At 37.1% G+C, this 19,039-nt stretch carries 23 protein-coding genes; 10 read left to right on the forward strand and 13 right to left on the reverse strand.

Annotation, left to right across the window (positions count from 1 at the left end):
* Positions 1 to 331: 331 nt before the first annotated feature.
* Positions 332 to 775, forward strand: a complete 444-nt coding sequence (locus PN471_RS03765) for a cobalamin biosynthesis protein (RefSeq protein WP_271775722.1) — start codon at positions 332 to 334, stop codon at positions 773 to 775.
* Here the strand turns inward: PN471_RS03765 and PN471_RS03770 are convergent.
* Together PN471_RS03770 and PN471_RS03775 are read right to left on the reverse strand one after the other, a co-directional pair.
* Positions 759 to 1,112, reverse strand: a complete 354-nt coding sequence (locus tag PN471_RS03770) for a phage holin family protein (RefSeq protein ID WP_193897400.1) — start codon at positions 1,110 to 1,112, stop codon at positions 759 to 761. The genes PN471_RS03765 and PN471_RS03770 overlap by 17 nt on opposite strands.
* Before the next feature lie 9 nt (positions 1,113 to 1,121).
* Positions 1,122 to 1,886, reverse strand: coding sequence for a peptidoglycan-binding domain-containing protein (locus PN471_RS03775; protein WP_271775723.1), 765 nt, complete (start codon positions 1,884 to 1,886; stop codon positions 1,122 to 1,124).
* Positions 1,887 to 2,182: 296 nt separating this feature from the next.
* On the opposite strand from PN471_RS03775, the gene PN471_RS03780 reads away from it, so the two are divergent.
* Positions 2,183 to 2,428, forward strand: coding sequence for a hypothetical protein (locus PN471_RS03780; protein WP_271775724.1), 246 nt, complete (start codon positions 2,183 to 2,185; stop codon positions 2,426 to 2,428).
* 9 nt (positions 2,429 to 2,437) lie between these two features.
* On the opposite strand, the gene PN471_RS03785 is transcribed toward PN471_RS03780, so the two are convergent.
* The 4 genes from PN471_RS03785 to PN471_RS03800 are packed head-to-tail and all read right to left on the reverse strand — an operon-like array spanning position 2,438 to position 3,680.
* A complete protein-coding gene (locus PN471_RS03785) occupies positions 2,438 to 2,686 on the reverse strand; it encodes a DUF4926 domain-containing protein (RefSeq protein WP_271775725.1) in 249 nt (82 codons plus the stop codon).
* The gene (locus PN471_RS03790) at positions 2,679 to 3,056 is read right to left on the reverse strand and encodes a type II toxin-antitoxin system RelE family toxin (RefSeq protein WP_039202178.1); all 378 of its coding nucleotides are present in this window, start codon (positions 3,054 to 3,056) and stop codon (positions 2,679 to 2,681) included. Before PN471_RS03790 ends, PN471_RS03785 begins: the two co-directional genes overlap by 8 nt.
* A complete protein-coding gene (locus PN471_RS03795; protein WP_027404096.1) occupies positions 3,046 to 3,300 on the reverse strand; it encodes a hypothetical protein in 255 nt (84 codons plus the stop codon). Before PN471_RS03795 ends, PN471_RS03790 begins: the two co-directional genes overlap by 11 nt.
* On the reverse strand, positions 3,297 to 3,680 hold the full coding sequence (locus PN471_RS03800; RefSeq protein WP_193897390.1) for a hypothetical protein: 384 nt from the start codon (positions 3,678 to 3,680) through the stop codon (positions 3,297 to 3,299). The genes PN471_RS03795 and PN471_RS03800 overlap by 4 nt, the downstream gene beginning before the upstream one ends.
* Before the next feature lie 286 nt (positions 3,681 to 3,966).
* Between PN471_RS03800 and PN471_RS03805 the strand changes: the two genes are divergently transcribed.
* Positions 3,967 to 4,509: an REP-associated tyrosine transposase gene (locus tag PN471_RS03805; protein ID WP_271775726.1), complete on the forward strand. Its 543-nt coding sequence runs from the start codon at positions 3,967 to 3,969 to the stop codon at positions 4,507 to 4,509.
* A 323-nt stretch (positions 4,510 to 4,832) separates the two neighbouring features.
* Positions 4,833 to 6,185, forward strand: a complete 1,353-nt coding sequence (locus tag PN471_RS03810; RefSeq protein WP_271775727.1) for a reverse transcriptase domain-containing protein — start codon at positions 4,833 to 4,835, stop codon at positions 6,183 to 6,185.
* Here PN471_RS03810 and PN471_RS03815 read toward each other — a convergent pair.
* Genes PN471_RS03815 through PN471_RS03840 form a run of 6 tightly spaced genes read right to left on the reverse strand, consistent with a single transcriptional unit; the run spans position 6,163 to position 8,623 of the window.
* On the reverse strand, positions 6,163 to 6,318 hold the full coding sequence (locus PN471_RS03815) for a hypothetical protein (protein ID WP_271775728.1): 156 nt from the start codon (positions 6,316 to 6,318) through the stop codon (positions 6,163 to 6,165). The two genes, PN471_RS03810 and PN471_RS03815, sit on opposite strands and share 23 nt — an antisense overlap.
* A gap of 51 nt (positions 6,319 to 6,369) precedes the next feature.
* Positions 6,370 to 6,681, reverse strand: a complete 312-nt coding sequence (locus tag PN471_RS03820; RefSeq protein ID WP_271775729.1) for an HNH endonuclease — start codon at positions 6,679 to 6,681, stop codon at positions 6,370 to 6,372.
* Entirely contained in the window at positions 6,682 to 6,891 is a 210-nt protein-coding gene (locus PN471_RS03825) for a hypothetical protein (protein WP_271775730.1), read from the reverse strand.
* A complete protein-coding gene (locus PN471_RS03830; protein WP_168467348.1) occupies positions 6,888 to 7,391 on the reverse strand; it encodes a hypothetical protein in 504 nt (167 codons plus the stop codon). Before PN471_RS03830 ends, PN471_RS03825 begins: the two co-directional genes overlap by 4 nt.
* On the reverse strand, positions 7,369 to 8,256 hold the full coding sequence (locus PN471_RS03835; protein ID WP_168467349.1) for a hypothetical protein: 888 nt from the start codon (positions 8,254 to 8,256) through the stop codon (positions 7,369 to 7,371). Before PN471_RS03835 ends, PN471_RS03830 begins: the two co-directional genes overlap by 23 nt.
* The gene (locus PN471_RS03840) at positions 8,237 to 8,623 is read right to left on the reverse strand and encodes a prevent-host-death family protein (protein ID WP_196803219.1); all 387 of its coding nucleotides are present in this window, start codon (positions 8,621 to 8,623) and stop codon (positions 8,237 to 8,239) included. Before PN471_RS03840 ends, PN471_RS03835 begins: the two co-directional genes overlap by 20 nt.
* Positions 8,624 to 9,012: 389 nt before the next feature.
* Here PN471_RS03840 and ileS point away from each other — a divergent pair, with 389 nt between their 5' ends.
* The 3 genes from ileS (at position 9,013) to PN471_RS03855 (ending at position 13,266) form a co-directional block, all read left to right on the forward strand.
* Entirely contained in the window at positions 9,013 to 11,922 is a 2,910-nt protein-coding gene (gene ileS, locus PN471_RS03845) for an isoleucine--tRNA ligase (RefSeq protein ID WP_271775731.1), read from the forward strand.
* A gap of 100 nt (positions 11,923 to 12,022) precedes the next feature.
* Complete coding sequence (locus tag PN471_RS03850) at positions 12,023 to 12,628, forward strand: Uma2 family endonuclease (protein ID WP_271775732.1); 606 nt, start codon at positions 12,023 to 12,025, stop codon at positions 12,626 to 12,628.
* A gap of 56 nt (positions 12,629 to 12,684) precedes the next feature.
* Entirely contained in the window at positions 12,685 to 13,266 is a 582-nt protein-coding gene (locus PN471_RS03855) for a Uma2 family endonuclease (RefSeq protein ID WP_271775733.1), read from the forward strand.
* A gap of 152 nt (positions 13,267 to 13,418) precedes the next feature.
* Here the strand turns inward: PN471_RS03855 and PN471_RS03860 are convergent, their stop codons facing one another.
* Positions 13,419 to 13,697 carry a hypothetical protein gene (locus PN471_RS03860; RefSeq protein WP_193897380.1) on the reverse strand — a complete coding sequence of 93 codons (279 nt, stop codon included), beginning with the start codon at positions 13,695 to 13,697 and terminating at the stop codon, positions 13,419 to 13,421.
* A gap of 344 nt (positions 13,698 to 14,041) precedes the next feature.
* Here PN471_RS03860 and ppsA point away from each other — a divergent pair, with 344 nt between their 5' ends.
* The 3 genes from ppsA to rpsN all read left to right on the forward strand — a co-directional run bounded on the left by ppsA (position 14,042) and on the right by rpsN (position 18,909).
* A complete protein-coding gene (ppsA, locus tag PN471_RS03865; RefSeq protein ID WP_271775734.1) occupies positions 14,042 to 16,477 on the forward strand; it encodes a phosphoenolpyruvate synthase in 2,436 nt (811 codons plus the stop codon).
* Positions 16,478 to 16,765: 288 nt separating this feature from the next.
* Complete coding sequence (locus tag PN471_RS03870) at positions 16,766 to 18,274, forward strand: pyruvate kinase (protein WP_271775735.1); 1,509 nt, start codon at positions 16,766 to 16,768, stop codon at positions 18,272 to 18,274.
* Positions 18,275 to 18,606: 332 nt separating this feature from the next.
* A complete protein-coding gene (gene rpsN, locus PN471_RS03875; RefSeq protein WP_027404105.1) occupies positions 18,607 to 18,909 on the forward strand; it encodes a 30S ribosomal protein S14 in 303 nt (100 codons plus the stop codon).
* Positions 18,910 to 19,039: the final 130 nt, after the last annotated feature.

Raw genomic sequence — 19,039 nt, forward strand, 5'->3', positions numbered from 1 at the left:
GAATTTCAAAAAATGAAATTTTGTAAATGGATTTGTGAAGAAAGAAGAAAGGCTGAGGATTTTGTTGATTTTAAGATCATCATTGATTTTATCAAAGATTGTTTAAGAACTGTTATTTATTGAAGCTGTAATTAATCAATGTTGGGTTTCATTTTGTTCAACCCAACCTACATCAATGTAAAAATTACGCGACTTTCAAAGACTTGCCTAAAACTTGCGGTTCGGGAAGGGGTTCACCTTCTAGTAAACGTAAATTTAACATCAAAATTACGAAAAAATCCTTGTAATCTGTACAAAGAATCAATCAATATTAAAAAACAAAGTGGATAATGTGGCAGAAAAAAGAAAATTATGGGTGGGAATTGGTTGCCAAAAGGGGGTTTCTCAGCAACTAATTAATACTGCAATTAAACAAGTTTTTCAAGAATACCAACTTATATACAGTGAAATATCGGGAATTGCAACTATTGATAAAAAAGCCTCAGAAATTGGTTTATTAGAATTTTGTAACTTAGAAAAGTTACTTTTAAAAGTCTTTAGTGCTGAACTTTTAAATAGTGTACTTGTTCCCCATCCTAATAATACTATTACTAAATTACTGGGAACATCTAGTGTAGCCGAGGCTTCAGCTATTCTTGCAGCTTCGGAAATCACATCTGCGGAAATAACATTATTAGTTCCTAAACAGATTTTCCGATTATCAGGGGAAATAGGAGCAGTAACAGTAGCTGTGGCTAAAAGTGATGAAAAACTAATATTTAGTCAACGACATTAACTATTTGGTTAATAATACCAGAGACAACTGATAGAACAATTGAACCTAAAAAAGCTGGAATAAAACCCCGAATTTCAAAACCATAACCAGGAGTTATGGCACTGGCAAACCATAGAGTTAAACCATTAATCACTAGGGTAAATAAACCTAAAGTTATTAAGGTGAGGGGAAATGCTAAAATCTGCAAAATTGGCCGAATAATGGCATTGACTAAACCAATGACAATAGCGGCAATTAAAGCAGCAGAAAAACTTGTGAGTATAATTCCGGGGACAATTTTAGAGGTAATTAACAATGCTACCGCAGTACCAAGCCAAGTTAAAATAAAGTGCTTCATAGTTTAATGTTATGGGGAAGTGCGTTTTAAGAAAACTTTCCATGTACCAGCACCGACTACACCATCAGGTTTTAGTCCATAACGGATTTGTGCCGCTTTGACTGCGGCCTCTGTGGATAGTCCGAAATATCCATCTATTTTACCATTTAAAAACCCCAAATTTTGTAGTTGTTTTTGCAATTTAATCACTTCTGCACCACTCATGCGTAAACGCAAAATTGGCCACCCTTCGTCAGTATATTGGATACCGGGCATTTGTTGATTGGGAGGAGTGGGTTGAATGCTGGTATTTTGTGGATTTTTGGTGGTTGGGCGTTTGGTAATTGGTGGTTTTGTAACTCTTGCAGGTTGGGTGGGAACAGTTGTAAAACTACTGGCTTTAGCTGTGGTAGCGGTAATATTTGATGGGCTGGGAAATAGTTTTTGCCATGTGATCTTATCTACATTACCAGTGGAGTTTAAACCGGCAGCTTGTTGAAATTGGGCAACAGCAATGACTGTACTCTGTTGATATTTACCATCTACAGCACCCGAATAAAATCCTAAAAGTTTCAAAGCGGCTTGAAGTTCGGTAACTCGTTCACCTTGACTACTCATGTTAAGGAGGGGACGATCAATTTTAATGTCTGTGTTGACTTGGGCAATTTTGAGTGGTGTTGCTGTGGAAATGAACGCAGTGGCAGTAATTAAGGTGGGTGTTGTGGTTAACAAGATTAAGGAATACCAACAATTTGCGCTCATTTTGGGAATACTGGCTATCCAAGTATTTTTCATAGAACTTTTGTATAACTTTCTGATACTGATCTTACACCTGTTGCGATCGCTTTGTTCATCATTAATTTTTTGGGGATGAAGATCAAATATAACCGGATATTTCCATGATTTTACTGGGTCGGGTTTTCTTGTATCAACCTACGGGGTAATATCAAGATCATAATACACAACTTTATTTAAAATATATTTATAGGTAATAAAAAATAAAGTTTTCTTATGAAAGATAAAATGTTTGTGATAAAATGAATCTAGTTTTATCAACTTACCAAAATTTTTGATAATGGCGACAAAAAACTATGACTAATCTCTTACAACAAGCTTATGCTGTCGTCTCACGGCTACCTGAAGATGAACAGAATGAAATTGCTCAACTGATTTTCCAGCAATTAGCACAGCGTCAACAATTATTGCATCGAAAAAATGTAGATTTTATGCAATTTGCTGGTATTGCGAATGCTGGAGAAACTATACTTTTACAAAAGCTCGATCATGAGATTGAAGAACAAGGATTACTAGAGTTGCAAAGGCAAATTGAACTGTGAAAAAGTTATTTATGCTGTAACCATTTCCGGCAATAAATTAGGTGATACTGGCTCAAAATGTAACACCATAATTTGCTCTAGACGCAACCCAACAGATTCATAAGTTTGTCCATTGCGATCGCTAAATTCTACTTCAAACGCAGCACCATCGGCTAATAATTCAACTATTGTACCAACTTGACCACGTAACAAGTTATATTCAGGTAAATCCACTGTTAATGCTACTACGTCTAGTAATTGGGGCATACTTTTAGTCATCTAGAATTGTCTTTCCTTCTTCATATTGAGCTATTGCTTGTTCAATTATTTCATTACTCACATCTGTCAGATCAGATTTAGAATAAATTGTAGTGAGTATAATTCCTTGAGCATTTTTCAGATAATAAATCACCCTATATCCTCCACTTTTTCCTTTTTGAATGTTACTATTTTTAATACGAACTTTGAAAACTTGATATTTAATTCCCGCAATTCTATCTCCAGGAATTTCACCTGCTTGTAGTTGATCAATTAAAGGTTGAACATCACTACGAATTGAACGATAGCGTTTAGCCAGTTCTCTTAAATCCCTTTGAAAACGAGGAGTAAGAGCAATTTCAATTAGTAGTGGTTCATTATTATTCTGCATCTATTCCTTCCCACATTTGTGAAAGGGGTATAGTTTGTCCACTTAATGCTTCTTTTATTCCCTGATGAATACCTTCAATGACAATTTCTGTGGGTGTTTCTTCAAGAGATGAATTTTTCTCTAATTGGAAAATAGATTTTTGTAGTAATTGTAATGTATAAGTTTCCACAGAAAGTCCTTGCTGTTGTGCTTGCTGTGTTAAATACTGTTCTAATTCTGGTGGTAAGCTGAGGGTTAGTGTCATAAGTCTATTGTGGGTGATTTTATATAAGTAAAAAAATCTAAAAATTCTCCTATTTGTTGGTTATTTAAATTTGATAATTTTTGCAAGAGCCTATCAGCATTTATTTTTATTTCCTGCCATTTTTGATTTTGCTTTTCTGCTGTATATTCATTTCCAGGTCTACCTAATATTGTTAAAGCGATCGCAGTTACAAAACCAACACAAGCTGGTTGACTACTAAATAAATCTTTTCCTGATTTAAAATAACCTTCTATGTCGTCATCTTGATAGGATGCAAGTTTTACCATATTCAAATATTCTCCTACTGTAAATTGTACAACTACTGAGTAACAATTCAATTTGGTATCTTTAATAATATCTAGCTTTTCTACAATTACCATTGATATTTCCTCAATCTATGAATAAATATGACTATCAAATAACTGATTAAGATAGCAATCACCCTGTCCTACAATCATACCATTTTCTATAATTGATCGGATAACCTACACACCTACATTTAGGCATGAAACTGTAACCGAAACTGGAAAATACAAAGATACTGTCAACTTACCCAAAATCACCCATCAGGATATGATAATTAATGTTGGGTAACATACGTCAACCCAACCTACGGGGTAAAATTAAGATCATAAAACACAACTTTATTCACAGGATATTTATAGTATGGAATATCGCCGCGCCAAAGTGGCAGGAGGAACATACTTTTTTACAGTCGTGACAGAGAAAAGACAAAAAATATTATGTTTACCAAAAAATGTTTCTTTATTAAGAGATGCTTTTGGTTATGTAACGCAGAAACATCCATTTATTATAGATGCTGTTGTTATTTTACCTGATCATCTCCACTGTATTTGGACATTACCAGAAAATGATCATGATTTTTCTACCCGTTGGCGGTTAATTAAAAGTTATTTTAGTCGTAAATGTGAAACTATTTCACCAGAAAATATATCTGCATCTAGAAAAAATAAAAAGCAACGGGCTATCTGGCAATATCGTTTTTGGGAACATTTAATTAGAGATGAAAGTGATTTTCAAAATCACATTGAATATATTCATTATAATCCTGTGAAACATGGTTTGGTAACAGCACCAAAGGATTGGGAATATTCCAGTTTTCATCGCGCTGTGCGTCAAGGTATGTATGACATGATGTGGGGTGCGGGGGAGGAAATTATTTTTGATGATGATATTGGCAATGAGTAGATAACACGAAATATAATCTATTGTAATAGATTGTTACAATAATATAATATTAAATTAACTCTTGGCACATTCGGAATAATGTGTTATTTTAAGTAGCAGTAGATTTGGTAGGTCTGAATATAACATCTAGTAATAGATATAGAATTCAGTAGTGACTGGTAAAATTGGACTACTATCTCAACCACATAGAGATAGAGACTACAGTTAGATAAGGTAAGTGGTTACAATGCTAAGAGAGGTTTTCATGGGCTTACATACCCTAAAACTCCCTGCCTAATCTACTACCTATTTATTACAAATAAATATATTTCTGTGGTTACTCAATGTCACTTTCAAACTATTTTACTGACAGCCATATTATTAGATTACTCTGTCATTATCGTGCTGAAATAGCCAATAAGCGACATGATAAACAATTTTTATATAACATATCCACCTTTGTACAAAAGCCAGAAGAAGGAGCGAAGCCTGAAGAAACTCTAATATGTAGCCTGATGCCTCCGCGTAAACAGTGGATACGTCCAAAATCTGATGAAAGAAAGAAGTATAAAAGCAGTGTTCAATTTAATGCGTGGGCAATAGAGCAAACTATAATTCAAAAGCGAAATTCTGCTAAGTTTCAAGAAGAACCTTGGTTAATGCGGCTCAACCAATTTATTGAGGATATAAGCTATGCCGCATTACAAGATAAAAACTTTAAAATTGAAACCCCTCACATAGATTTCTATAGAAAAGAACCTAAAAGTAATCATGAATATAGACCTATTGCCAACTACAAGTTAAACCATAGAATTATTATTGGACAATGTGCTAAATATCTGATTGATATTTTTGATAAATCTTTTCAACCACACTCTTATGCTTTTCGTAAAAATAAGCTCAACCACCATAAAGCTATCAAAGATTTAATTGATTACAAAGCCAATTATGATAATCAATTTCTTTGGGTTGCTGAATGTGACATTAAAGGGTTTTTTGACTGTGTACATCATGATCAGGCACGCCTAGCTTTTAATCAAGCTCAAAAACGTTTAGAAAGTGATGGTCAAGTAGTTGATAATAGGGCAGTTGAGATTTTTGAATTGTATTTGCAATCTTATTCTTTTACGAAGGTAGCTATTCCTACTGCTAATGAATGGTTTCAATCAAACGATAAACAAGGACATTATTATTGGGCAAATAAACAAGAAAATGCAGCAGTGCCTTGGATTGCTTTTGTCGGTTATCAAGTACGTTATGATGGTTTGATTAGAATTCGTCCATCTTCTATTGAAAAAGAACTGAAAAAACAAGTTGAAGAAGCTAATCAAATTTTAAAGGTTATCAATTCTAAACATAATTCAAATACTGCTACTAATACTCATGTCAGAAAATCTAAACATCAAATACGCTACAGACTACAAAAAAGATTAATTTCTATGTCTGTAGGGCGTGTCAGTATCAATTCTTCAAATAAGGAAAAATCTGGATTTTGTTGGAGTAATGGCTTTCAAGTTCTCAAAGGTTATCCTTGTATTGTTAAGTCTCAACTTAGACAGTTAGATAGAGGAAGAGAAAAGCAACTGCGTCGTGTTACTAAAAATATTGACAATTTAGATATTCTGTCTGATTCTAAGCAAAGCAAGAAAGACACAAATTACTATGGTAAACCATTTAGCTATGATGGTCAGTTCTAAATGTATTACTGAATAATGGTGGATGACGGCCAAGTAATTCCTCTTCTCCACGAATTGCTAACATCATCGCACGATTTATTTTCAATGCTTCAACAGTTCCTCTTCCTGTAGCTGTTAATCCTACTACTCTCACGTCATCCCAGTGAAAGTGTTCTTGCCATCGCTTTTTTTGCCATTGATCTTCTCAATTCTTGCGTACTCTCACGTCATCCCAGTGAAAGTGTTCTTGCCATACTTGTTGACGAGGATTAAAAATAGATACTTCTTTTTTTGTTTCTGGATCTGTTACTGTTTGTCTAGCAGATTTACCAAGTGAGCATGACACACAAGCAAGAGCTAAATTATCAGATATTGTTGCACCACCAGCCACAACCGGAATAATATGATCTATGTGAAATGTTGCAGCTTGTCCTGCTTGAGACAAACAACAATATTCACACCTATCTTTTGCACGCTGGATAACTAATTGACGTAGCGAATTTGGAATTTTACCCATTTATCCCGCCCGCATGATACGCTGAGAACGTAAGGAAAGCAAAGATAAAAATTCCGCCAAATCAACTAAACCTTCAGCTTCATTTCTTTCAGCTAAAGTCAATTCTTCACCAGCATCTTGACGATCTAATAAAAATTTTAACCGCGCTTGAACAGCTTCAGGAAGTTGAAAATAAGTCAAACTAACGGGTATCTCAATTACTTCATTCATATAAAATTTTCCTCTAATTGAACAGTGTAGTAAGCAATTTCTCTCACTTTAGATAAAGGAATAGGAATTCCTAAAGTTTTGTAGCCTACGTTCTGAATTTCCTTTTCTTGGAGTTCCCAACGATGACACCAAATCATATTTCTCATTTTTCCAGGTTCAACTACTAATACTTCCATCGTTGGTAGTAAAAATATCCAGTATTCAGCCTGTGATAGCCATCCCCAACCAGAAATATTTTTATTATCTACAGAGACAGTTTCAAAAAATAAATTGCCTGTTCTAGATGAAGCTAAGTCAAATTTATATTCAACGCTGACAGTGCTTCCATCTGGCCGCATCAAGATTCTGTCTATTCCAGATTTTTGATACTTTTTAATGCTGGAAACATCTAAAATTCTATAAATAGAGCCAAGCCATTTATCAAGAATATTTTCACCATTCTTGCCTATGAACTCTTGGCTCTTAAAATCATATGTTCTAGTCTTCCTCTGTGTTTTCATTGTTATACCCATTTTCAGCATATAGCATTGGAATAGTAAGCTGCATACCGCGATTGTGAAGACGAATAGGCATTCCAAAAAAGATAGAAATACTTTTAATCCAGTTCTTTAATGTTTGCGAACGACGATTACTTGTATCAGCACCTCTTAATATTTCTGGAAAAACTAAATTTTTAACTAGCTCATCATTGAGTATCAAGTCCTCATTTAGTTGACTATCAATTTCTGAAACAGCAACAATAATTCGCCAAACAGGAGGATAATGTAACATGGCTTCATACAGTAATCTTCGTTTTAAATCATCATTAATTCCTTCAGCAATTCGTCTTCCTTGTTCTGTAATTTCTAATATCCATTTGTTGCCTTTGCGTGTCTTTGTAATCAATTTAAGCTGCTCAAGAGTGTGTTTTGCATACTGTCCATGTCGAGAGATATATCTCTTTTCTTTACCTCTATGTCCTAATTGATAACCTAATTCATAGGAATCTTGAATGCCTTGATGAATTAATTCGATAGCTTTAACGATTTTTTCTGGTTTATCGTACTGGGGAATAGATTCTATAACATCCTTATCATCCCATTCATCCTGAATGTTAAATCTCTGTCTAAATATGTCTGCTGGCTTCAGTTTGATAGCAATTATTAAAACCTCTTTATTTGCAAAGTTGGATCTGTAAAACAAATTACAAGATAAACCAGAAATTTTATGCGTATTAACATCATAAAAATCTGTTTTGCTAAATTGACCATCTCTTTTGAGAATGTCTATAAAGTGATTGATCTCTAAACGAACTTCAGGAGGATAATACTTTTGTAGGTTATTTAGCTGTTTTTGTAATTCCGAATCAGCTTTGATGTTGAACATGAATTATTTCTTCCTTGAGTAAACTTTCTACTTGAATAAGACCGCTATCTATGGCAAGAAGCTTATGAGCAACTTCTGAAATTGGAATTGAAAGATAATTTGTGAGACGAGGGCTAACAAAAGCAACTGCTCTGCGCGTATGATATGTCACATAAATACAATCAACATCCATTTGTAAGCGTTCCCAACATTCCGTTAGATGTAGTCGGAAATCTGATAAAGACATTTCTTCACTTTTACTAATAGCGCCATCTTTTTCAGCTTGTTCTAAATCCTTTAAAGGAACTAAGAATGCAACTACTTGACCATAATAGGTAGCAGCAATTCTCTTCATCCCTAACTGAACTTGACGCTTGAACTTTGGCAAGCTCTCTCTAAGGTCTGATAGTGGGAGCTGCTTAAAAGAACTCACGTGCTTTTTCCTCTCAATGCAATAGTACAAACATATTATTCATCGTTTGACTAAATTTGTATATCAGACAATATAGCTTTATCTCACAAAAGTTGTCAATATGTATTTTAAGTAGTTTTATTATTGTTTTACATTTTATAGCTAAAAAGGTTGTACAGAACTAGTTTCAGTTCTAAACTATTTGGCATTTTCTCTACCTATGCTCCCGTAGGTTGGATAGAACGAAGTGAAACCGAAAATTAACCACAAGATACCCATAACTGCTGTTGGGTTTCGTTCCTCAACCCAACCTACGATTTATAATTGATCGGATAACCTGCACACCTACATTTAGGCATGAACCTGTGACCGAAACTGGAAAATACAAAGATACCGTCAACTTACCCAAGACTAACTTCGATATGCGGGCAAACGCCATTAAGCGTGAACCCGAAATCCAAAAATTCTGGGCAGAAAACAACATTTATTCTCAACTGGCTGAAAACAACCCCGGCGAATTATTTATACTGCACGATGGTCCTCCCTATGCTAACGGTCAATTACATATTGGTCATGCCTTAAATAAGATTCTCAAAGATATTATTAACCGCTACCAATTGCTAAAAAGTCGTAAAATTCGTTACGTTCCTGGCTGGGATTGTCACGGATTGCCTATTGAGTTGAAAGTTCTGCAAAATATGAAACAGGCAGAACGGCAAAATCTCACACCTTTGCAATTGCGTCAAAAAGCGAAAGAGTTTGCACTGAAGACGGTTGATGAACAACGAGAAAGCTTTAAACGCTATGGGATTTGGGGTGATTGGGAAAATCCTTATTTAACCTTAAAACCAGAATACGAAGCCGCGCAAATTGGCGTATTTGGGGAAATGTTCCTCAAAGGTTATATTTATCGCGGTTTAAAGCCAGTGCATTGGAGTCCTAGTTCTAAAACGGCTTTGGCTGAAGCTGAGTTAGAATATCCTGAAGGTCACGTTTCTCGCAGCATTTACGCCGCTTTTCCGGTGGTGAAGGTTACGGAACAATTAAAATCAGTTTTAGAGCCGTTCCTGCCTGATTTGGGCGTGGCTGTGTGGACTACTACCCCCTGGACTATCCCCGGTAATTTGGCTGTGGCTGTAAATGGTGCGTTGGAGTATGGGGTTGTGGAGGTTTCATACCCAGACGCAGAGGCGCGGAAAGAGTGCAAATATCTGATTGTTGCGGCTGATTTGGTAGCAAGTTTAGCTGCTAGGTTGGATTGTGAGTTAAGGGTAAAAGTCAAATTCTCTGGTCAGGATTTGGAAGGTACTATTTATCGTCATCCTCTTTTTGACCGTGAAAGTCCGGTGGTTATTGGTGGTGATTATATCACTACTGAATCGGGGACTGGGTTGGTTCATACTGCTCCTGGTCATGGTCAAGAGGATTACATTGTTGGTCAGCGTTACGGTTTGCCGATTCTTGCCCCTGTTGATGATAGTGGGAATTTTACGGATGAGGCTGGTAAGTTTTCTGGCTTGAATGTTTTGGGCGATGGTAATCAAGCGATTATTGACGCTTTGCAGGAAGTTGGTTCTCTGTTGAAGGAGGAAGCTTATCCTCACAAGTATCCTTATGATTGGAGAACGAAGAAACCGACGATTTTCCGCGCTACTGAACAATGGTTTGCTTCTGTGGCAGGATTTAGGGAGGAGGCTTTAAAGGCTATTTCATCTGTGCGTTGGATTCCGGCGCAAGGTGAAAACCGCATCACGCCAATGATAGCAGAAAGATCCGATTGGTGTATTTCTCGTCAACGTTCTTGGGGTGTGCCGATTCCGGTGTTTTATGATGAAGCAACTGGGGAAGTTTTGCTAAATGCGGACACGATTAACCACGTTCAAGCTATTTTTGCCGAAAAGGGTTCTGATGCTTGGTGGGAGTTGTCGGTAGAGGCGTTATTACCGGAAACATATCGCAATAATGGTAAGACTTACCGCCGAGGTACAGATACAATGGATGTCTGGTTTGATTCTGGTTCTTCTTGGGCAGCGGTGGCGAAGCAAAGACCGGAGTTATGCTATCCTGTGGATATGTATTTGGAAGGTTCTGATCAACATCGGGGTTGGTTTCAATCTTCTTTGTTAACCAGTGTGGCGGTTAATGGCATTGCACCTTATAAAACTGTGTTAACTCATGGTTTCGTCTTGGATGAAAATGGACGAAAAATGAGCAAATCTGTGGGGAATGTGGTAGACCCTCAATTGATGATTCAAGGTGGGACTAACCAAAAACAACAACCTGCTTATGGTGCAGATGTTTTGCGGTTGTGGGTTTCTTCGGTTGATTATTCTGGTGATGTCCGGTTGGGTGGTAACATCATCAAGCAATTAGCTGATGTCAGAAATAAGATTCGCAACACGGCGCGGTTTTTATTGGGGAGTTTGCATGATTTTGATCCTCAGAAGGATGCTGTAGCTTTTGATGATTTACCAGATTTGGATAAATATATGCTGCACCGCATTCGTGAGGTGTTTAATGAGGTGACGGAAGCCTTTGATAGTTTCCAGTTTTTCCGATTTTTCCAAACTGTGCAGAATTTCTGCGTTGTGGATTTGTCGAATTTCTATTTGGATGTTGCGAAGGATAGATTATATATCAGTTCGGCTGATGCTTTCCGTCGTCGCAGTTGTCAAACGGTTTTGCAAATTGCTTTGGAGAATTTAGCTAGAGCGATCGCCCCCGTTTTATGTCATACTGCGGAGGATATCTGGCAATTTATCCCCTACGAAACAGAATATAAATCAGTGTTTCAAGCTGGTTGGGTGCAAGTGGATGATAAATGGGATAATCCTGAATTAGCAGAATTTTGGAAAACACTGCGCCGCATTCGTGGTGATGTTAATAAGGTCTTAGAACAAGCACGGACAGAAAAGTTAATTGGTTCTTCTCTAGAAGCTATTGCTTTAATTTATCTCAGCGATGAAAAATTATCCACTGCTATTGAACCTTTGAATGTTAGCGGTAATGGAATTGATGAATTACGGTATTTATTCCTCACTTCCAGTGTGCAATTATTAGATACTCCTGATGCATTAAAAGGATTAAAAACTTTGCGGGTTCAAGGTGAGGATAATTGGGATATTGGCGTAGTCAATGCCGCAGATTACGAACATGATGGGAAATCTTATCACAAATGCGATCGCTGTTGGAACTATTCTCCCCATGTTGGTGAATCAGCAGAACATCCATTATTGTGTGAACGCTGTGTTCCCGCTTTAGCTGGAGAATTCTAGAACAATAAGATCCCCGACTTCTGCCATCAATTTATAATTTGTTTATAATAAAAAAGAAGTCGGGGATCTGAATCTTCATTCACTACCATCTTTAATTATTATGGTCACACAATTATCTGTAGCTTTAGAAATTTTACCAATGGTATTGCAAATGCAACCAAATATTATCATGACTGATGATAATTTTTATGATTTCTGTCAGCTAAATCGGGACTTTCGCATTGAACGTAATCAAATAGGAGATTTATTAATTATGTCCCCCACAGGTTCAGAAACAGAGGAACGCAATTTTGACTTAAACGGTCAATTATGGATATGGACAAAGCAAAATGGTACAGGAGTAGGATTTGGTTCTAGTGGTGGTTTTACCTTACCCAATGGTGCAGTCCGTTCTCCTGACGCAGCTTGGATAAACCGCACAAAATGGCAAGCAATACCAGCAGAACAAAGGAAAAAATTTGCGCCTATTTGTCCTGAGTTTATTATTGAATTGCGTTCAGAAACTGATAATTTAAAGATTCTGCAAGAAAAGATGCAAGAATATATAGATAATGGTACACAATTAGGATGGTTAATTGATAGAAAACAACGGAAAGTATTTATTTATCGTCCCGGTCAAGCTGTGGAAGAATTAGATAATCCCCAAACATTAACTGGTGAGGATTTATTACCCGGATTTGTTTTAGATTTAAGTCAAATTTGGTAATCAATAAATGTGGTGCAATCTTTTTGACAAAAAATAGAGCAAAAGTGTAATATTCAATGAATACCACGACTTTACCTCCTCAGCTAACACTAAATATCAACCTCACAGATGAGGCGTTTTTCCAACTCTGTCAAAATAACCGTGATTTGAGATTTGAACGCACAGCAGCAGGGGAATTAATAATTATGTCACCAACTGGTAGCGATACGGGAAATAGAAACTTTGATATTGCTGTGGAATTAGGAATTTGGAATAAACAAACAAAATTAGGTAAAGGTTTTGACTCTTCCACAGGTTTTAAACTACCAAATGGCAAAGATGTTTCTCCTGATGTTGCTTGGATAAAAAAAGAACGTTGGGATAGTTTAACCTCAGAACAACAGAATAAATTTGCGCCTATTGCACCTGATTTTGTCATTGAATTACGTTCTGCCAGCGACAATTTAAAACCATTACAAGAAAAAATGCAAGAATATATAGATAATGGCGTTAAATTAGCTTGGTTAATTGATAGAAAACAACGGAAAGTATTTATTTATTGTCCTGGTCAAGCTGTGGAAGAACTAGATAATCCTCAAACATTAACTGGTGAAGATTTATTACCCGGATTTATTTTAGATTTAAGTCAGATTTGGTAATAAATAAGCCGGAAAACATAAATATTATAAAAACTCATAAATTTCTTAATTTATCCGTCTTTATCTGCGGTAAATTATTCTAAAAATTTTATTTAGGCATGAAAAAATTGGATTCCCGTGTTCACGGGATAATCTTCCACGCAAATCACAAATTAAACTTCTGTAGAACTTTGATAAACAACGTCTTTATCCCACTTTTCTTCTAATCTGGCGTGAAAAGAATTGGGTTGAATCAAACCATGAGAACCGAGACCATGTTCTGGTGGGGCGATTTTTTTAGCTAATTTTGCTAAAATCGGTTTCGGGACATTAGCAGTGTGACGTTGAGTTAATATAGGCATTTCTTGCCAACAACTGCGGCAAAACCAATAAGATTCGGTACCACGAATATGGTGTAAGAGTGAATCGGAACAACAAGGGCATTGAGGCATAATAGTTTTAAGTCCTTCTTTGCAAGTGTTTGGCTAAATGTAGTCATGTAATGAATTGAGATAAATTAAAACTTCTTATGTACATTCCTGAATTTTAACTCTCAAGGATGGGGGGATTGTGAGAATATTTGCAAGAACAATATATTACGTAATATTTCGCTATATTGCCTCTATATTTATTTACACTCTAAACTAGAGTAATCTTGAATGGAGGGTGTCATTGAGACATCTGGTAGGAAATCCCGTTCCCTCTTCTATATCCTGGCAACATCTTTAAACTGTCCGTGCATAAACAGAATGGGTTCTGAATTAAATAACAGTAGCTATTTAAGGAATCTCAGAATATGTTGGAAATTAAACGCAACCAAGAAAATAGCCAAATTACTCAAGAAGCTTTAGTATTACCCTTTAAATCAGTGGGAATTGTAGATATTCCCCTAGTAGGTGGTAAAAATGCCTCTTTAGGCGAAATGATTCAACAACTCAGTTCCCAAGGAGTGAAAGTTCCCACTGGATTTGCCACTACTGCTTATGCTTATAGATACTTGATTACGGCGGCTGGTTTAGAAGCAAAACTGCGGAAGATTTTTGCAGATTTAGATGTGGAAGATATGGATAATTTGCAAGAATGTGGCAAACAAGCCAGATCATTAATGTTAGAAACCCCATTTCCGCTAGAATTACAAGAAGCGATCGCTAAATCCTATCAGGATCTTTGTCAAGAATACGGTATTAATACTGATGTGGCTGTTCGTTCCAGTGCCACAGCCGAAGACTTACCAGATGCTAGTTTTGCGGGACAGCAGGAAACCTACCTCAACGTTCATGGCATCAAAGGTGTATTAGAATCTTGCCATAAATGCTTTGCTTCTATCTTCACAGACAGGGCAATTTCCTACCGACAAATAAGAGGTTTTGATCATTTTGAAGTAGCCTTATCAGTTGGTGTCCAAAAAATGGTTCGGTCTGATTTAGCATCTTCTGGAGTCATGTTTTCCATTGACACAGAAACAGGGTTTCAAAATGCCGCTTTAATTACCGCTGCTTATGGTTTGGGCGAAAACATCGTCCAAGGTGCAGTTAACCCAGACGAATATTTAGTATTTAAACCAACTTTAAAACAAGGATATAAACCCATTCTCCAAAAGCGGTTGGGAACAAAAGAAATTAAAATGGTTTATGATTTAGGCGGATCAAAATTAACCAAAAATATTTCCGTTCCTAAACCTGAACGTCATCAATTTGCCCTCAATGATCAAGAAATCCTCCAACTAGCAGAATGGACTTGTATTATTGAAGATCATTACTCCCAAGTCCGGGGAATGTCCACACCAATGGATATTGAATGGGCAAAAGATGGCGTAACAGGTGAATTATTTATTGTCCAAGCTAGACCAGAAACAGTTCAATCGCAAAAATCAAAAACCGTCCTCAGAACTTATCAACTCCAAGAAAAAAGTCAAGTTTTATTAACAGGTCGCAGCGTTGGCGAAATGATTGGTCAAGGTAAAGCTAGAGTAATTTTAGATGTACCGGAAATTAATCTCTTTCAAGCCGGAGAAGTGTTAATTACTAACCGCACAGACCCCGACTGGGAACCGATTATGAAGAAAGCCAGCGCCATTGTCACTAACTCCGGTGGGAGGACTTGTCATGCATCAATCATTGCCAGAGAAATGGGTATTCCTGCTATTGTGGGTTGTGGAAATGCAACAGAAATATTACAAACAGGACAAGAGATTACTGTTAGCTGTGCAGAAGGTGAAACCGGTCAAGTTTACTCAGGTTTATTAAACTTTGAAATTCGAGAATTACCATTAGATAACCTACCTCGAACCCGCACCAAAATCATGATGAATGTAGGTAATCCTGAAGAAGCTTTAGGTTTGACAGCAATTCCTAATGATGGTGTTGGTTTAGCCAGAATGGAATTTATCATTGCTAATCATATTAAAGCCCATCCTTTAGCATTATTACATTTTGATGAATTAGAAGACGAACTTGCCAAATATAAAATTAGCGAATTAACGGCACAATATGAAGATAAAGCCGAATTCTTTATTGCTAAATTGGCGCAAGGTATAGGAACAATAGCCGCAGCATTTTATCCCAACCCTGTAATTGTCCGGTTGTCTGATTTCAAAAGTAATGAATATGCCAACCTCTTAGGTGGTAGACAATTTGAACCCAAAGAAGAAAATCCCATGCTGGGTTGGCGTGGCGCTTCCCGTTATTATGATCCCCGTTATCGTGAAGGTTTTGCTTTAGAATGTCAGGCAATGAAACGGGTAAGAGAAGAAATGGGTTTAACCAATATGATTCTCATGGTTCCCTTTTGTCGCACTCCCGAAGAAGGAAAAAGAGTATTAACAGAAATGGCAAAAAATGGTTTAGTTAAAGGCGAAAATGGCTTAGAAGTTTATGTGATGTGTGAGTTACCAAGTAACGTTTTATTAGCTGATGAATTTAGCCAAGTCTTTGACGGTTTCTCAATTGGTTCTAATGATTTAACCCAATTAACATTAGGATTAGATCGAGATTCTGAGTTAGTTGCCCATTTATTTGATGAACGCAACGAAGCTGTGAAAAGAATAATAGAAAAAGCCATAACAACTGTTAAACAAAATGGTCGCAAAATTGGTATTTGTGGACAAGCACCTAGCGATTATCCAGAATTTGCCCGTTTCTTAGTTGAACAAGGGATAGATTCTATTAGTCTCAACCCTGATTCTGTGATTAAGACAATGTTAGAAATTGCGAAAGCAGAAACAGGGGAATAAGTAATAGATGAATCGAAAATCTGCGCTTTCTGTGTCTGAAGTGGGTTGAAAATAATTTATCTAACCACAGAGGCACAGAGGACACAGAGGAAGGAGGTTAGGAGAGAATTTTTCAATATTTTTACTTTCTTTGAAAGGGTTGGTTAACAGTAGGTAAAAAGTGAATTTAAATATCCTTTATAGTCTAATACAATTCAGTCAAGAATTTTTTCTTCTCTCTGTTACTTCTGTGCCTGAAGTGGTTCGTTAAAAAAAGATTTTTAAATTAGTGGAGTTGAATTTATTAATATGCAGTCTACTAATGTAGAGTTGGACTTATCTGATCCTTGTGTTTTACTTACCACATTGCAGGAACTTCGTCAATCTGTTGATGAAGAAGGGAGAGAAATATTTCAAAGGTGGAAAAAGCAAATTCACCGACAATCTTTTATTAATAGTAGTCTCAATCTTGCCTATTATCTAGCACTGAGAAGACACGATTTACGACAACTGCAAGCGGCTTTAATGCCTTGGGGTTTGTCCTCATTGGGGAGGATAGAAGCTAAAGTTTTACCTACCTTAGATGCGGTGATTGCCACCTTACAGGCAGTTTGTGGCACAGATAATGATTCCATAATTATACATCCACCTTTGGACGCATTTTTTGAGGGCGATCGCCTACTTCAACAAAATACCGAAGATTTATTTGGCAACACCCTCGATAACCGTCGCGTCAGAATCATGGTAACATTACCCAATGCAGCCGCTACGAATTACGAATTTCTGCGGGATATCATTCAGGAAGGGGCAAACTGTCTAAGAATTAATTGCGCCCATGATACCCCTGTTGAATGGTTAGCAATGATTAACAATATCAAACAAGCAGAATTAGAATTAGAATCTTCCTGTAAAATTCTCATGGATTTGAGTGGTCCCAAAACCAGAATTAAATCTGTTCTTACCCCCAGTCCCAAACAACGAATATTTAAAGGTGAATCTCTCTTCCTCACCAATGAGTTACCCACTACTATTAATTCTGCATTTTTTCAAGCCACTTGCACAATTCCCGAAGTATTAAAACAACTAACAATTGGCACAAGAATCTGGATCGATGATGGAAGAATTGGTGCTTATGTCGAGTCAATTACACCCCAGGGAGTGTGGTTAAAAATCACCCATGCCCGTCTTAAAGGTGAGAAAATATTACCAGAGAAAGGCATTAATTTTCCTGACACTGACTTACATTTGAGTTCTTTAACAACAAAAGATCAACAAGATTTAGATTTTATTATTACCCATGCCAATCAAGTTAATATTATCGGTTATTCCTATGTGCAAACACCCGCAGATATTCAACTTTTGCAACAAGAATTAGCAACAAGATTACCAGAAAATTCTCCCACACCCGCCATAGTTGCCAAAATAGAAACACCTTTAGCAGTGAGTAATTTGCCAGAATTAATTATCCAAGCCGCCGGCAAACAACCCTTTGGAATTATGATTGCCAGAGGAGATTTAGCCTTGGAAATTGGTTATCAACGGCTGGCAGAAATTCAAGAAGAAATACTATGGTTATGTGAAGCTGCCCATATCCCCGTAATTTGGGCAACTCAAGTCTTAGAAAATCTTGTGAAACACGGAATGCCGTCACGGGCAGAAATTACTGATGCTGCCATGTCAGAACGGGCAGAATGTGTCATGCTCAATAAGGGTGATTATATTATTGAAGCTGTGGGTATTTTAGATGATGTCCTCGCAAGAATGCAAGCCCATCAAGTCAAAAAAACACCCCAACTACGGGCTTTACATTCTTGGTAAGTAGGTTGGCGTTGAAAATTGTGGTTATGGAAAGGGAACAGGGAACAGGGAACAGGGAACAGGTTTTCAGCGATTTTACGTTTCTTTACACAGTTTGGTTTTATTGCGTATTCTGACTCCTAACTCCTAACTCCTAACTCCTAACTCCTAACTCCTGACTCCTGACTTCTGACTCCTGACTTCTGACTCCTGACTCCTAGCCCTCACAGACAACTTTTATGGCTTACGCCACGCTTCGCTATCAGCAACCCTTACTTTATTCCCAATTTCTCTACAATTGCCAATAAAGGTGTAGAATAGGGAATGCTGTCTTTCATTAGATTAGGGAATTCATGGCGAAGAAGAGTATGATTGAGCGCGAGAAGAAACGCGCTAAAATGGTAGCTAAGTATGCTGAAAAGCGGGAAGCACTATTAGAAGAGTTTAGAACAGCAGAATCTCCGTTGCTGAAGTTAGAAGTTCACCGTAAAATTCAACAATTACCCCGTAACAGTGCGCCTACTCGTAAGCACAACCGTTGCTGGTTAACTGGTCGTCCTAGAGGCGTTTACCGTGATTTCGGCTTGTCTCGGAACGTACTCCGGGAATGGGCCCACGAAGGTCTTTTACCTGGTGTTGTTAAGTCTAGCTGGTAGAGTTAGTTGTCAATGGTCAGTGGTCAGTAGAAGGAGGCAAGAGGCAAGAGGCAAGAGGCAAGAGGCAAGAGGCAAGAGAAATATCAATATCCCCCTGTTCCCTATTCCCTATTCCCTATTCCCTATTCCC

The organism is Aphanizomenon sp. CS-733/32, assembly GCF_028330045.1.
GTDB classification, from domain to species: Bacteria; Cyanobacteriota; Cyanobacteriia; order Cyanobacteriales; family Nostocaceae; genus Dolichospermum; species Dolichospermum gracile.

What these genes read in the sequence shown, in the direction of transcription:
- PN471_RS03800 (WP_193897390.1), bottom strand. Translation starts at nt 3,680, where the DNA reads ATGGTAATTGTAGAAAAGCTAGATATTATTAAAGATACCAAATTGAAT.
- PN471_RS03870 (WP_271775735.1), top strand. Translation starts at nt 16,766, where the DNA reads ATGCAGTCTACTAATGTAGAGTTGGACTTATCTGATCCTTGTGTTTTA.
- PN471_RS03770 (WP_193897400.1), bottom strand. Translation starts at nt 1,112, where the DNA reads ATGAAGCACTTTATTTTAACTTGGCTTGGTACTGCGGTAGCATTGTTA.
- PN471_RS03785 (WP_271775725.1), bottom strand. Translation starts at nt 2,686, where the DNA reads ATGACTAAAAGTATGCCCCAATTACTAGACGTAGTAGCATTAACAGTG.
- PN471_RS03805 (WP_271775726.1), top strand. Translation starts at nt 3,967, where the DNA reads ATGGAATATCGCCGCGCCAAAGTGGCAGGAGGAACATACTTTTTTACA.
- PN471_RS03820 (WP_271775729.1), bottom strand. Translation starts at nt 6,681, where the DNA reads ATGGGTAAAATTCCAAATTCGCTACGTCAATTAGTTATCCAGCGTGCA.
- PN471_RS03830 (WP_168467348.1), bottom strand. Translation starts at nt 7,391, where the DNA reads ATGAAAACACAGAGGAAGACTAGAACATATGATTTTAAGAGCCAAGAG.
- PN471_RS03825 (WP_271775730.1), bottom strand. Translation starts at nt 6,891, where the DNA reads ATGAATGAAGTAATTGAGATACCCGTTAGTTTGACTTATTTTCAACTT.
- PN471_RS03810 (WP_271775727.1), top strand. Translation starts at nt 4,833, where the DNA reads ATGTCACTTTCAAACTATTTTACTGACAGCCATATTATTAGATTACTC.
- PN471_RS03835 (WP_168467349.1), bottom strand. Translation starts at nt 8,256, where the DNA reads ATGTTCAACATCAAAGCTGATTCGGAATTACAAAAACAGCTAAATAAC.
- PN471_RS03855 (WP_271775733.1), top strand. Translation starts at nt 12,685, where the DNA reads ATGAATACCACGACTTTACCTCCTCAGCTAACACTAAATATCAACCTC.
- ppsA (WP_271775734.1), top strand. Translation starts at nt 14,042, where the DNA reads ATGTTGGAAATTAAACGCAACCAAGAAAATAGCCAAATTACTCAAGAA.
- PN471_RS03850 (WP_271775732.1), top strand. Translation starts at nt 12,023, where the DNA reads ATGGTCACACAATTATCTGTAGCTTTAGAAATTTTACCAATGGTATTG.
- PN471_RS03860 (WP_193897380.1), bottom strand. Translation starts at nt 13,697, where the DNA reads ATGCCTCAATGCCCTTGTTGTTCCGATTCACTCTTACACCATATTCGT.
- PN471_RS03790 (WP_039202178.1), bottom strand. Translation starts at nt 3,056, where the DNA reads ATGCAGAATAATAATGAACCACTACTAATTGAAATTGCTCTTACTCCT.
- PN471_RS03780 (WP_271775724.1), top strand. Translation starts at nt 2,183, where the DNA reads ATGACTAATCTCTTACAACAAGCTTATGCTGTCGTCTCACGGCTACCT.
- PN471_RS03775 (WP_271775723.1), bottom strand. Translation starts at nt 1,886, where the DNA reads ATGAAAAATACTTGGATAGCCAGTATTCCCAAAATGAGCGCAAATTGT.
- PN471_RS03795 (WP_027404096.1), bottom strand. Translation starts at nt 3,300, where the DNA reads ATGACACTAACCCTCAGCTTACCACCAGAATTAGAACAGTATTTAACA.
- rpsN (WP_027404105.1), top strand. Translation starts at nt 18,607, where the DNA reads ATGGCGAAGAAGAGTATGATTGAGCGCGAGAAGAAACGCGCTAAAATG.